Source organism: Shewanella sp. JNE2, assembly GCF_023159115.1.
Taxonomy (GTDB): Bacteria; Pseudomonadota; Gammaproteobacteria; order Enterobacterales; family Shewanellaceae; genus Shewanella; species Shewanella putrefaciens.
Map to the genome: position 1 here is coordinate 3,962,891 of NZ_CP096169.1, position 12,711 is coordinate 3,975,601.

Here is a 12,711-nt window from a genome sequence, read left to right on the forward strand (position 1 = left end):
GTGCTATCGCAATGATCCATTAAGCAATGATTGGCCTATTTGTTTTACGCGCTGCAACCATTTTCTCGATATATTCAACTATCGGTTCAGTGACTGAAATCCCTGTAGTTTGCTCAATACCTTCAATGCCAGGTGCCGAGTTCACTTCAAGAATTAAAGGGCCACGGTTAGAGCGTAAAATATCCACACCAGCGACAACAAGCCCCATGGCCTTTACGGCTGCAATAGCCATCTTACGCTCGACGGAGGTGATTTTTACCGTTTCACCACAACCGCCCAAATGAAGATTAGAGCGAAAATCTCCTTCTGGTCCTTGGCGTTTCATCGAAGCGACAACTTTATCACCTACAACAAAACAGCGAATATCGCTTCCGTTAGACTCTTTAATATATTCCTGCACTAAGATATTGGCTTTCAACCCTAAAAAGGCTTCGATCACGCTCTCTGCCGCGGTTTTCGTCTCAGCTAACACAACACCAATACCTTGAGTACCCTCAAGCAGTTTAATCACTAAGGGAGCACCTCCCACCATATTGATTAAATCAGGAATATCATTAGGTTTATTCGCAAACCCCGTAATTGGCATACCTATCCCTTTACGAGAAAGCAACTGCAATGCCCTTAACTTATCACGGGATCGGGCTATCGAAATCGAGTCATTAGCCACAAATACACCCATCATTTCAAACTGACGTACCACTGCACAACCATAAAAAGTCACACTTGCATGGATTCGAGGAATGATTGCATCGAATCCAACCAACTCCTGTCCCTCATAATGAATACTGGGTTTGATCGAGTTGATATTCATATAACAGTTCAGAGTATTGATCACAACCGCTTCATGGCCACGACTCTCACAGGCGGCGACTAAACGTTGCGTTGAATACAGTTGAGGAAACTGGGATAAGATACCTATTTTCATTACGGAATGACCCACTTAAGCACAGTGAATAAAGAGTTCTGACACAACAAAATTCGGCATCAGAAAAGGGGGCTGATATTTGTCTATTGCTCAGTGTAAAGCAAGAAAATATTCCTCACCAGATGAAAACGGTTTACAGGAATGACCACTGGATAAGGTTCACAATTTTGTGAGTAATGGTGTAATAAATTTTGCCTCAAAGTCTATTGCCTCTAAGGGCCGAGAGAATAAATATCCTTGCAAAATATTACAATTGCGAGCCGTACAAAACTCCGCCTGTTCCAATGTTTCCACGCCTTCTGCGACAGAAATAACATTAAAACCGTAGGCAAAATTAAGTAATGCGGCTAATAATCGAGTGTCTTTTTCATCTTTATCGTAGGATGCGATAAAGCTTTTATCTATTTTCAATACACTAATAGGAAATAATTTGATGTGTTCTAAGGATGAAAATCCTGTACCAAAATCATCGAGGGCGAAACGAACACCAAGTTTAGCGATTTGATCTAAAACTTTAGCGTGTTCATGGGGATCTTCAATCAAACAATTCTCAGTAATCTCTAACTCTAGTGCAGTGGGAGGTAAACCCGTTAATTCCAGTGTTTGGATAATTTTACTCAGCAAATCAATCTGCGCTATTTGTGAGGCTGATAAATTTACCGCAATGGTGAAATCACGCCCAATGGGTTTTAGTTGTGTCAGCCAAATCTGAGCTTGTCTACAAGCCTCCGCGAGAACCCAATCCCCAATCTCCTCCATCAGGCCCATCTCTTCTGCAATAGGGAGAAACTGATCCGGTGCGATAACCCCGTCTTTAAGATGCTGCCAACGAATAAGTGCTTCCATACCGACCATTTGATGGGTCAAAGAATCAACCTGTGCTTGGTAATACACCTTAAATTCATTCTGTCTGAGTGCAACCCTAAGACTTGACTCGATATGATTGCGATAACGCACCTCTCTATCTAAGGCTTCAGAATAAAATTGGATCTGATTACGCCCCATTTTCTTGGCGCGGTACATCGCAATATCGGCACATTTCATCAACTCGGAACTGTCTGATGCAGCCTCGTTATAAAAAGCAACGCCAATACTGGCACCAATCAGCACATCATTATCCCCGAGGCAAAAAACCTCCTCAAATGCCTTAAGCAGTCGATTAGCCACTATCATCGGAAAATACTTGTAATCATCATCCGTCACCAGCACAACAAACTCATCGCCCCCTAAACGAGCAATGACATCACCATCCCGCAGAACCTCACTTAAGCGAGAGGCCACTTTGACTAATAAGATATCGCCAGTCTGGTGACCTAATGTATCGTTAATCGCTTTAAAATCATCTAGATCGAGTAGAATTACCGCTAAATAATTGTTACTCCTTTTGGCTCTAGCTATGGCTCGATTTAAACAAAGCTCGAACCCATAACGGTTAACGAGTTTCGTCAGCGAATCATGCTCTGCTAGCTCTTTCAGTTTTTGATGGCTATTACGTAGTGCTAATGCCATTGAGGCTCGTTGTTTGGCGTAACGAATAGCTCGGGTAAGAATACGGGAATTAACTTCATCTTTGAGTAAGAAATCCTGAGCACCCAGTTCTATACAGCGCTGGGCTAACTTTTCATCTTCATAACGGCTGAGCATCACGACTACGGTCTGGTCTTGAGTCATCGCATTGAGTTTAATCAGCACTTCGAGGCCATTGGCATCGGGCAGCATGTAGTCCAATAAAATGCCATCAAAATGGCGTTCTAACGCTAGGTTTAATCCATCGAACGCACAATTTGCCTCAATGACATTAAACGCTAATTTTGACTGCCTCAATGCTCTAATGACCGCGGTTCTATCCACTTCATCATCATCGATTAGTAGTAAATCCATATGCCCATCCTATGCCGATGGAAGCTCAACAATACGCCAGTAACCTTCCAACATATTAAAAATATTATTAAAACCGTCTTTTATATCTGTTTTCACCATATAGCCCGCCACATGATGACTATAGGCTTTCATCCGATCTTCATCGGTACTTGAGGTGGTTAACATAAAAACCACAGAGGAAGAAAGTGTTGGATCGGATCGAAGATGCTCAAGAAACTCAAAGCCATTCATCCTCGGCATATTTAAATCCAACAGTATGAGATAGGGCCCCTTAATCGCCTCGGGATTAGTCAGAATATGTAACGCCTCAAGTCCGTCTCTGGCGCGTATCAAAGGATTCAATAAGCGAAGCTGCTTCATTGCACGCTGAACAGCCATATAATCAACATCATCGTCATCGACCAGTAAAATTGTCACTTGAGTGTAGCTATTTGAACTGCTCATAAAACCTCCTTGTTCACTATACGTACTGGCCAACTGAATCGAAAACGACAACCTCGTCCCTCTGATTCTAGTTTGATTTCTCCCCCTAAGCTTTCTATGGTTTTTTTTACCAGTGATAAGCCTAAACCACTCCCCTCTACTTCATCCCTTGGTTTAAGCGTCTGAAACATTTCAAAGACTTTCCCATGATAAGCCTTTGAAATACCTGGGCCATCATCAACAACACTAAACCAATATACATCCCCTTTAGGTTCACATTGCACTTTGATAACACCTGTGTCTCGATCGTGGTGTTTTATGGCATTACTCATTAAATTTCTAACAACCAACTCCAAAAGTGTTTTGACTGTCTTAAAGTTTGGGAATTCCCCCTCTAGCAACAACTCAAATCCCTGTGGAGGAGCGACTAACTCAAACATATCCTCAATTAACTGCCGCGCATCCACCTCTACAATTTCAGCATCAACCCGACCAATTCTGGAAAACATTAATAATCCATCGAGTAGCAAGACCATACGATGAATCCGATTTTGAATTAATCCTAAGTACTTTTGGACATTTTCATTCGTATTATCAACAAGATCTTCCGCCAACCAACTCGTCAACTGTTCAATCCCCCTTAAAGGAGACTTAAGATCATGTGATGCAATATAGGCAAAACGATCGAGTTCTTGATTAATACGCTCAAGTTCTTTTGTATGTTGAGCTCTTTGAATTTCCACACGTTTGCGTTCTGACACATTATTGATTGTCGCGAGTATAGAGAGCCCATTACTAAAATGGATTGGTGTTAAGCCAACCTCAATCGCTAATCGGCTACCATCCTTGCAACAGCCAAATAAATCGTCCCGCATAGACATATTTTTTGCGATAGGCTGGACCAAATAATTACTCATATGCTGCTGATGTATATCCCACAATCCCTTAGGCAGTAGCATATTGATTGAATGCCCAAGCAATTCTTCTCTGGCATAACCAAATAAGCGTTCGGCATGAGTATTGACTAAAGTGATCACGCCTGTTCTATCAATCATAAATAGGGCGCTTGGTGAGGCTTCAATGACTAATCTAAATCGTTTCTCGTTGGCGATAAGTTCAGATGTCAACCTAGATTCTTGATAACGATTACGCGCCATCACAACCACGGAGTAAAATAACGCTAATATAAAGCCGCACCCAATCAATTGGAGCCAAAAACTCTGGGTTTGCTCCGAACTAGAAATAAAGGCTGATTCTGACGAAATATCTAAACGCCATACTCGGCCTTCAATGATTGCCGTTTGTGATTGATAAAAAAGATCCTGCGGACTAGGTAACAATTTATTGCTAGTAAACATTAAACTTTCAGCGTTTGCATTTTCCCCATCGTAAATAGCGAGTGTTAAACCCGAAAATCTATTTCCCATAATCCCTTGCATCAAATCATCCATGCGAAAAGCTGCATAAATTACACCGACGGCACGCTGTTTTCGCTCCTCATCAGTAGTCGCTTGCCCTTGATATAAGGGTAAATACATCAAAAAACCCGATTGGGTATTATCTTGGGTTTCCTGAACTAATATCACCTTTCCTGAAATTGTCGGCATCCCTGTTGCTATAGAACTGAGTATGGCAGAGCGTCGATTCATCTCTGAACACATGTCAAAACCAAAAGCCCTCTGGTTACGCCAATCAAAGGGCTCTAAATATTGAATGACACAATAGAGATCGCGCTCTCCTTGGGGATAGACGTTATATTCACTAAACCCTTCAGATCGAACTTGATTGACATGCGCCTCCAAGGTTTCAGGAGTCAGTAAGGGAGTGTAACCAAAGCCTTGAATACCTGGGTAATATTCAATCAAACGCGCATTTACTACGTAGGTCTGCCACTCTTCTCTGGTCACGCCATCAGAGGCAAGAAATAACCCAATCCCCCCCCGTAATACCTGCTCATACACTATCATTCTGCTGTTTACGGCTTCAATTAGCTCCTGCACATTATTATTAAAACGCTCTTCCCCGCGATCTCTAAGATATACCTCTAAGACGTACCAAGAAACGCCCATGAAAAACAATGCAGCCGTGATCACCATCCAACTGGAACTTAGGACGCTGAAATAAAAATTTTTAGGAGAGTCAAAGTATTTAGGAAAGTCATCCTTGTGCATATATGCCATCCCTAGCGAATCATTAATCATCAAAGTGTTGTTGTAGTTGTCAATTAATTCAAGTTTGTCTGAGTATTTAAGTAGGGATTAGTCAATAAATTAACAATAAAGTATCAGGTGTTCAGTCACAAAATAGAGTTAAATTACAGGAAGACTGCTATATAAAAATGTCATTATTATTACCCCAAGCGACAGCATGCGATTCAACCAATGGGAAGAAATTTTTACTCTAATTCACAAAATTTTTTGCTTTTCTGCCACACTATTTTTAGATAGAAAGTCTTTAGGAACAACATGAGGAATTCGTTATGGCTCATATTATTGAAGTCGTGCCCAACGATACTGAAATTGAGGCGATGACCACCCCTAGAAACAGCAAAGCAGCCGAAGCCATGCAGTATAAGCGTGAAATCAAAAAACGCTTAGAAGATTATCTCGAACGCGCAGAACTTCGACGTGCATTAGGAGACGACGAATTTTTTTAAGCCCTGCTAATACCATTATGCTTACGCTACAAACCGACAAGCATAGATATTTTGCTCGATTATAAACAAGTATCACCCAGTACTTCATCGGCTGGGTGAGCATTAATTTTTAGTACCACCAACCTTATCATTTTGCCTTTTTATGTCTTGGTTTTAATGAGAAGTCATCCAACCTTTATATAAATAAGTATAAGTTCCTCATCCCAGCGCCAAACGCGCCAGCGTTCATATCGCAGATCCTGTGTAGAACTTTTCACCGAGTGATGCTTTAAATCGATGAAAAATTGATTATTTAATCTAAAATTTTTAACATCAGCCTAGCAGAGCCATAGGAATCAATAGGGTTAAAGGCTATGATTATGTCAATTTCTATTGCTTAAACAGCCCGCAGGATGACGGAAATGTCAGAGTCGTTAGCCCAGTACCAACAAGATCTACGCCGCTTTTCCGATGAACTCATTCGTATCCAAACTCCCATAAAAATCCTCGATGCGATTAAATGGCCAAGGGAAATGGAAGAGCGTTTTCTATCAAACAAAGGTTCTTCACTTCCAGCGATTAAACAAGACTTCTATCAAAACATAGCATTACCTTTTGACCCTATAAAAACGCAAGCTGAACTTATCGCCCTGAAACAGGATATTCATAGACGTTTAGGTAAACGGGACAAACTTGGAAAATTATTAGTTGCCAACGTCGATCAATATCGTCTCGTTGTCGATATGTTAGGCCACAGAGGTACGCCGACCTTTGGTAAACTCAGTCAAGAATTATACGGCAGTGCAAACCATAGATTGCATGGCGATCGCCATACCCTGCGTCAGTTGGGCGATAAACTGAGTTATATATTCTCGCTGCCCGCAGCACGACATATGAATAAGCATCACCCCAAAATTATTAGCGCACCGGAAGCCGTTAATGTACTAAGTCAGCGTTTAGAAAAGTATTTCCATAGCGATGATATGCGTGTTCGCCTCAGTGACGGTATTGTTTCGGATGCCGCAGTGGGCGGCGATACCGTTAAACTCAACAGTAAAGCGATGTTCAGTGAGTCAGACCTCAATGTATATGAGGTTCATGAAGGCTGGGTACATGTTGGTACAACCCTTAATGGCAGAGCCCAACCCCACGCAACTTGGCTCAGTGTGGGGTCTCCACGTGTAGCGGCAACCCAAGAAGGGCTCGCTGTATTGCTCGAAATGTTGACCTTAAGCTCCAATCCAGGCCGAGCTCGGCGTATTAGCGACCGTGTTGCGGCTGTCGATATGGCGGAAAATGGTGCAGACTTTATCGACGTGTTTAACTATTTTAGAGAATTAAATCTCAGTGCAAAGGACAGCTATCGGGTCACTCAAAGGGTTTTCCGTGGCGGTATGGTAGAAGGTGGGAGCTTTTTCACTAAAGATATTTCCTATGTCCGCGGTTATGTAGAAAATATTAACTTTATTCGTAGTGCAATTACATCAGGCTTACCCGAGCTCATCCCTATGTTGTTCTTAGGGAAATTGGCGATCGAAGATATCCCTGTGTTGTATCAAGCCTGCCAAGAAGGAATTCTGACGCCCCCAAAATACCTACCTCCTATGTTTGATAACTTTAGCGGTCTTTACGCATGGTTTGGTTTTGCCTCTGGCCTAGCTGGAATTGATTTAAAAGGTGTGCAGCGTCACTTCACTCGCTTATTTAAGGATGTCCCCAACGTATCTCCCGCCTATGAGTTATTTGATGATACAGAGTTTGATAACAACTCAGACTAATCGCGTAACCAGCTCGATTAAAAAGCTCACCAATATGTGAGCTTTTTGGTTCGAAAACACTCAGTCGCATCGGCAATTAAGTGCGCACTTTTGCCGTCTCTTCTGCGCGTTTTTTAATAAAGTATTCTCGCGTCAAACCGAAAACCACAGGACTCAACAGCACTAAAGCAATAAGGTTCGGAATAGCCATCATAGCGTTTAAGGTATCCGCTAATAGCCAAATGAAATCTAAAGAACTTACCGCTCCTAAGGGAACCGCAAGCGTCCACAGTAGGCGGAATGGTTTTATTGCTTTAATACCAAAGAGATATTGCACACACTTCTCACTATAAAAACTCCAACCAATAATGGTTGTAAACGCAAAAATAGCCAGAGCTACAGCGACAATATAATTCCCCATCGGTAAGGCGTGGGAGAAGGCGTAGGAAGTCAATGCGGCGCCATTTTCACCTGAAGTCCATGCTCCTGACACCACAATCGCTAGTCCCGTAATAGAACAAACAATAATGGTATCGATAAAGGTGCCAAGCATAGCAACAAGCCCCTGCGCTACAGGGTTATTCGTTTGCGCAGCGGCATGGGCGATAGGCGCACTTCCTAAACCTGCTTCATTGGAAAACACACCGCGAGCGACACCGAAGCGAATGGCAGCCCAAACTGCCGCCCCCGCAAAACCACCTTGGGCAGCAACTGGATTAAACGCACTATGAACAATCAAGGCAAATGCAGCAGGCACCTCTTCAATATGCATAGCTAACACAGCTAAACCCGCGGTAATATAAAAAATTGTCATAAAGGGCACTAACTTACCCGCTACATCGGCGATACGTTTAATCCCTCCCATCAATACTGCACCAACTAACAGCATCATCACCACGCCCGAAGCCCAAGCGGGAATCCCAAAGTTACTGCTTAACGCATCTGCAACTGAGTTTGCCTGTACTGTATTACCAATACCAAAACCAGCAAGAGAACCAAAAATCGCAAATAATGTGCCCAACCAAGCCCACTTCTTACCAAGGCCATTTTTGATGTAATACATAGGCCCACCAACATGGTTACCATGGTCATCAACTTCACGGTATTTCACCGCTAAAACGGCCTCTGCAAACTTAGTTGCCATCCCCACTAACGCTGTACACCACATCCAAAATAAGGCACCAGGGCCTCCAATAAAAATCGCGGTAGCAACCCCCGCAATATTACCTGTACCAATAGTGGCTGAAAGTGACGTCATCAACGCATTAAAAGGGCTCACATCTCCTTTCACATTTTTATCTTTATCGGGAATTCGCCCAGACCAGAGTAGCTTAAAACCTGTACCTAATTTAAGAATGGGCATCAATCTAAGCCCGAGAGAGAGAAACAAACCCACACCAAGGATCATCACCAACATAGGTGTGCCCCAGACAAAGCCATTAACTAGGCCAACAAATTCCGTAATTGCTTCCATTCAAACCTCGTGATTGATTGTTATAGTTATAGTTTTATTAGCTCTGCAAAATTAGGTTTGACCTAATTGAGACTATTTAATGAGCCAATCTAGATAGCCTCAATCCAGATTACAACGAATGATTAACAATTGGAAACCTAAATAATGGATAAATTTATTCGGTACCATACCTAAGGCGCGTTGATTTATAAGCAAATAAGACGCCCTATTCTTACTAAATAGGGCGTTACAAAGAAGGGCATAAACTTAAGAGGTGATCCACATTAACCGCGGCAATGCAGTTAAATCCAACTTATCACCATATGCAGCTATCGCAATATCCTTAGGTCTAGTTTTAGGATCTTGGTTAATGACATCGACTAACCCCTGCTGTGCCTCGGGTTCGCCATGGACGAGAACTAAGGGGGGCTGATCATCAAAGTGGTGATACCAATGTAATAACTCAGCCTGATCCGCATGGGCAGATAGCCCACCTACCGTATGTAGCTTAGCGGCGACTTTAATACTGTTACCGTGAATGGTTAGCTCTTCTGCGCCATCGACTAAAGCACGCCCAGGAGTGCCTCTGGCTTGATAGCCACAAATAATCACATCACATTCAGGGCGCCATAGATTATGTTCAAAATGGCTACGAATACGCCCACCATTACACATCCCGCTCCCTGCAATAATAATCAGCCCCTTGTGTATATCATTTAATGCTATTGATTCTTCGGTGGTTTGAATAAATTCAACGTTTGACAGCAGTGGATGCTTCCCTGGTGACTGGCGAGTAAAATGCTTAAAGTCTTCATCCATCAACTGGTAGTTATTAACATAGACGCGAGTCGCTTCAATCGCCATTGGGCTATCAAGGCAAATTCTCCAACGGGATAGATCCCATTCCTTGGCATATAAATGAAAAAGATAGAGTAACTCTTGTGCTCGTCCGACTGAAAATGCGGGTAACAAAATATTACCCTGGCTTTCTGTCACCGCCTTCGTAAAAATGGCTTTCAACTCTGCTAAGGTATCAGTCCAACTCCGGTGAAAACGATCACCATAGGTACTTTCCATTAGCACTAAATCGGCCGTATCAACTAAGGTTGGATTATGTAAAATCGGCATACCTGCACGGCCAAGATCACCACTGAAAACAATTTTTTTCTGCGACTTACCTTCACCTAACCAAATTTCAACTAAAGCCGAACCTAAAATATGGCCCGCATCCGACAAACAAATATCCACATGGGGGATCACGTTTATCACTTGGCCGTATTCTAAGGGAATAAATTGCCTCATCACTTGTTCGACATCTTCAACGGTAAATAAGGGTGCTAAAGGCTCAAGATCGTGCTTAGCCCGTTTTTTATTAGTACGTTCCGTATCTCTGCTCTGCAGCATAGCAGCATCTTTAAGCATAATGGCACAAAGTTCAGCTGTCGCTTTATGAGTATAAATAGGCCCATCAAACCCCGATTTGACTAACAGAGGTAAACGTCCAGAGTGATCGATATGGGCATGACTCAGCACGACAGCGGAAATAGACTCGGGCTCGAAAGTGAAAGGGTCGTGATTACGCAATTCATCTTCTTTACCGCCCTGTATCAACCCACAATCGAGTAATAAATGTTCATGATCGACCGAGAGTAAATGGCACGAACCTGTCACTTCTCTCGTTGCCCCTAAAAACTGCAGTGTCATTCGCATAGTGTCCCTCCACCGTATTTACTTCTTATTAAAGATAGACTATGCCCTTATTCCTAAAACAAAAAGGATTAATTAATCACATACGAGTAATGTCAACTTTAGGAGTAACACACAGTAGTTAATAGCCGAGTAAGGGGTACAATTTACCTTGTCGCACCATTTTATCGGCATTCATAATTGTGCCATCATGCTGCCATTGGATGAGCAAGTTTAACAAAGGTTGTTCAACCTCAGCGGCTGTCATCCCAGCGTGAATCAGTGGACTATAGAGTAGTTTTAGGAGAATAAAATCCAGCCCTGTGAGCAAATCCTGCTGGGTTTTATCGTTAAAAATGGAGGGAAACACTTTTTCTGAGTCATTGGGCAATCCAAGTACTTGGGTCATTTCTTCCACAATACAAGCCACTAACTTACCGTGCATTTTTGCTTGATCGACGGGAATAATGATCCAAGCACGTTCAATTTGCTGCAAAGAATTGAGGGCAAATTTTGCCATGCAAACTGAACCATGGATATTTTGCACAGCACTTTGCCCCATTAAGCGCACTATCTCATTCGCCCACAGGGATTGACGGGTAAATACTAAGTGCAAATTAGCCTTTTCAAGCGAATCGACTAAGCGAATATCGTGACCCGTAATCTCCGTTAAGTGGCTTAAATGCATCTGCACTAATTGAGTGTGCAGAGCACCATCGGCAACTTGATGTTCAATAAAAACCCGTATTGGTACCTGCCATTTACGAACTCTGTGTTTATAAGTGTCATATTCATTATTTAACGCAATATGACTGAAAGCTTGGCGGATATAATCTGGATTTTGCCAACGGGTCTCTCGTTCTAGTACTTTGCCGATGGACTGTGCTGGGTCAGCCGCCGATAGGGGAAAGATTCCAAACCATGCACTCAACATAACATAGTGTATACACTGACTTATGTACCGCACAATTCTGCAACGCTTTTGCATTGAGTATGATCCCAGCATTCATTCTAGCTGTGTTAGTCTCGCAGCCATTCTTCGATATCGGCTCTACTCGGCACTGAACCGCTATGCACTAGCTCCCCATCGATAACGACTGCGGGAGTTTTTGTTACTTTAAATTTCACTAAACTCTGTGGATCAGTATCTTTTTTAACGATCAGATCGACGGCCATTTCCTCTGATATATCTTTGAACATTTCCTCAGTTTTTTTACACTTATCGCAATCACCTAATACGCTAACCCGTTTCATATTATTTCCTTGGAGATACAGCATTGCAGGATTTTCACCTTGAGAGTTCCACCTAATCCCTAGTCGAGCTTTAGGTAGATACAGCAACATGATGCGCTATAAAGTGATTATTTGCTTACTTAAATTTGCCTATTACGAGGGCCAGTTAATATTTTGAAATGACCTTGTATTCGTTCGAGCAAATCCTTGGCTGAGAATAGAGGAATGAAGCGAGCTGGCCCACTCAAATAATGAGCCACTCGTATGAAGATAGTTAGCGCACAGCCCGCTGTAGTGCCTTTATGCGGACGCTATATGTGTCTACGATGAAAGTCAGCTTAAGTGGAATTAGCACGCCCTAGCACTAAGCAATAATTTGGTGGTAAGTTTCTACATGATATGACTCAACCAATTCGGGCATCACTTGATGGAAATAATGTTGAATCGCGTCTTTAGCGCAGTGTTCATCGAAGGCGGTAATATCGACAAACTTTTCTACAAACGTCACGCGGCGTGGTTCATCACGGCTCACATTGAGCTCGTAACGAATACAACCCGCTTCGCGGCGCGTATCAGGAATAAGGCTCGAGAGCGCAGCGATTAGCGCTTCGGTTTTGCCCTCTTTAGCCAGAAAACTCGCCACGCAGGCAATTTGTTGTTGATTGATTCTATAGTCCGTTGAAGTCGACATCTCAGTTCCTTATTGACTTAATGTTGA

The 12,711-nt window shown here is 42.6% G+C and carries 11 protein-coding genes; 2 read left to right on the forward strand and 9 right to left on the reverse strand.

Annotation, left to right across the window (positions count from 1 at the left end):
* Positions 1-19 precede the first annotated feature (19 nt).
* The 4 genes from rimK to MZ182_RS17675 all read right to left on the reverse strand — a co-directional run bounded on the left by rimK (position 20) and on the right by MZ182_RS17675 (position 5,400).
* Complete coding sequence (gene rimK, locus MZ182_RS17660; RefSeq protein ID WP_011787996.1) at positions 20-925, reverse strand: 30S ribosomal protein S6--L-glutamate ligase; 906 nt, start codon at positions 923-925, stop codon at positions 20-22.
* Between the two features lie 159 nt (positions 926-1,084).
* Positions 1,085-2,806, reverse strand: a complete 1,722-nt coding sequence (locus MZ182_RS17665; protein WP_011787995.1) for a putative bifunctional diguanylate cyclase/phosphodiesterase — start codon at positions 2,804-2,806, stop codon at positions 1,085-1,087.
* 9 nt (positions 2,807-2,815) lie between these two features.
* Entirely contained in the window at positions 2,816-3,250 is a 435-nt protein-coding gene (locus MZ182_RS17670) for a response regulator (RefSeq protein ID WP_011787994.1), read from the reverse strand.
* Positions 3,247-5,400 (reverse strand): CHASE domain-containing protein, encoded by a 2,154-nt coding sequence (locus tag MZ182_RS17675; RefSeq protein WP_248068488.1) that lies wholly within the window; start codon positions 5,398-5,400, stop codon positions 3,247-3,249. The genes MZ182_RS17670 and MZ182_RS17675 overlap by 4 nt, the downstream gene beginning before the upstream one ends.
* A gap of 308 nt (positions 5,401-5,708) precedes the next feature.
* Here MZ182_RS17675 and MZ182_RS17680 point away from each other — a divergent pair, with 308 nt between their 5' ends.
* Together MZ182_RS17680 and MZ182_RS17685 are read left to right on the forward strand one after the other, a co-directional pair.
* Positions 5,709-5,885 carry a PA3496 family putative envelope integrity protein gene (locus MZ182_RS17680; protein WP_248068503.1) on the forward strand — a complete coding sequence of 59 codons (177 nt, stop codon included), beginning with the start codon at positions 5,709-5,711 and terminating at the stop codon, positions 5,883-5,885.
* 401 nt (positions 5,886-6,286) lie between these two features.
* A complete protein-coding gene (locus tag MZ182_RS17685) occupies positions 6,287-7,642 on the forward strand; it encodes a flavohemoglobin expression-modulating QEGLA motif protein (RefSeq protein ID WP_061783077.1) in 1,356 nt (451 codons plus the stop codon).
* A gap of 76 nt (positions 7,643-7,718) precedes the next feature.
* On the opposite strand, the gene MZ182_RS17690 is transcribed toward MZ182_RS17685, so the two are convergent.
* The 5 genes from MZ182_RS17690 to MZ182_RS17710 all read right to left on the reverse strand — a co-directional run bounded on the left by MZ182_RS17690 (position 7,719) and on the right by MZ182_RS17710 (position 12,684).
* On the reverse strand, positions 7,719-9,095 hold the full coding sequence (locus MZ182_RS17690) for an alanine/glycine:cation symporter family protein (RefSeq protein ID WP_011787990.1): 1,377 nt from the start codon (positions 9,093-9,095) through the stop codon (positions 7,719-7,721).
* A 246-nt stretch (positions 9,096-9,341) separates the two neighbouring features.
* Positions 9,342-10,784, reverse strand: a complete 1,443-nt coding sequence (locus MZ182_RS17695; RefSeq protein WP_248068507.1) for an MBL fold metallo-hydrolase RNA specificity domain-containing protein — start codon at positions 10,782-10,784, stop codon at positions 9,342-9,344.
* Positions 10,785-10,902: 118 nt separating this feature from the next.
* Entirely contained in the window at positions 10,903-11,694 is a 792-nt protein-coding gene (locus tag MZ182_RS17700; protein WP_373973548.1) for a DUF2927 domain-containing protein, read from the reverse strand.
* Positions 11,695-11,780: 86 nt separating this feature from the next.
* Positions 11,781-12,014, reverse strand: a complete 234-nt coding sequence (locus tag MZ182_RS17705) for a thioredoxin family protein (RefSeq protein WP_014611382.1) — start codon at positions 12,012-12,014, stop codon at positions 11,781-11,783.
* 343 nt (positions 12,015-12,357) lie between these two features.
* A complete protein-coding gene (locus tag MZ182_RS17710) occupies positions 12,358-12,684 on the reverse strand; it encodes a putative quinol monooxygenase (RefSeq protein ID WP_248068510.1) in 327 nt (108 codons plus the stop codon).
* Between the last annotated feature and the right edge of the window lie 27 nt (positions 12,685-12,711).

What these genes read in the sequence shown, in the direction of transcription:
- MZ182_RS17680 (WP_248068503.1), top strand. Translation starts at nt 5,709, where the DNA reads ATGGCTCATATTATTGAAGTCGTGCCCAACGATACTGAAATTGAGGCG.
- MZ182_RS17705 (WP_014611382.1), bottom strand. Translation starts at nt 12,014, where the DNA reads ATGAAACGGGTTAGCGTATTAGGTGATTGCGATAAGTGTAAAAAAACT.
- MZ182_RS17695 (WP_248068507.1), bottom strand. Translation starts at nt 10,784, where the DNA reads ATGCGAATGACACTGCAGTTTTTAGGGGCAACGAGAGAAGTGACAGGT.
- MZ182_RS17675 (WP_248068488.1), bottom strand. Translation starts at nt 5,400, where the DNA reads ATGCACAAGGATGACTTTCCTAAATACTTTGACTCTCCTAAAAATTTT.
- MZ182_RS17685 (WP_061783077.1), top strand. Translation starts at nt 6,287, where the DNA reads ATGTCAGAGTCGTTAGCCCAGTACCAACAAGATCTACGCCGCTTTTCC.
- MZ182_RS17690 (WP_011787990.1), bottom strand. Translation starts at nt 9,095, where the DNA reads ATGGAAGCAATTACGGAATTTGTTGGCCTAGTTAATGGCTTTGTCTGG.
- MZ182_RS17670 (WP_011787994.1), bottom strand. Translation starts at nt 3,250, where the DNA reads ATGAGCAGTTCAAATAGCTACACTCAAGTGACAATTTTACTGGTCGAT.
- MZ182_RS17700 (WP_373973548.1), bottom strand. Translation starts at nt 11,694, where the DNA reads ATGTTGAGTGCATGGTTTGGAATCTTTCCCCTATCGGCGGCTGACCCA.
- MZ182_RS17710 (WP_248068510.1), bottom strand. Translation starts at nt 12,684, where the DNA reads ATGTCGACTTCAACGGACTATAGAATCAATCAACAACAAATTGCCTGC.
- MZ182_RS17665 (WP_011787995.1), bottom strand. Translation starts at nt 2,806, where the DNA reads ATGGATTTACTACTAATCGATGATGATGAAGTGGATAGAACCGCGGTC.
- rimK (WP_011787996.1), bottom strand. Translation starts at nt 925, where the DNA reads ATGAAAATAGGTATCTTATCCCAGTTTCCTCAACTGTATTCAACGCAA.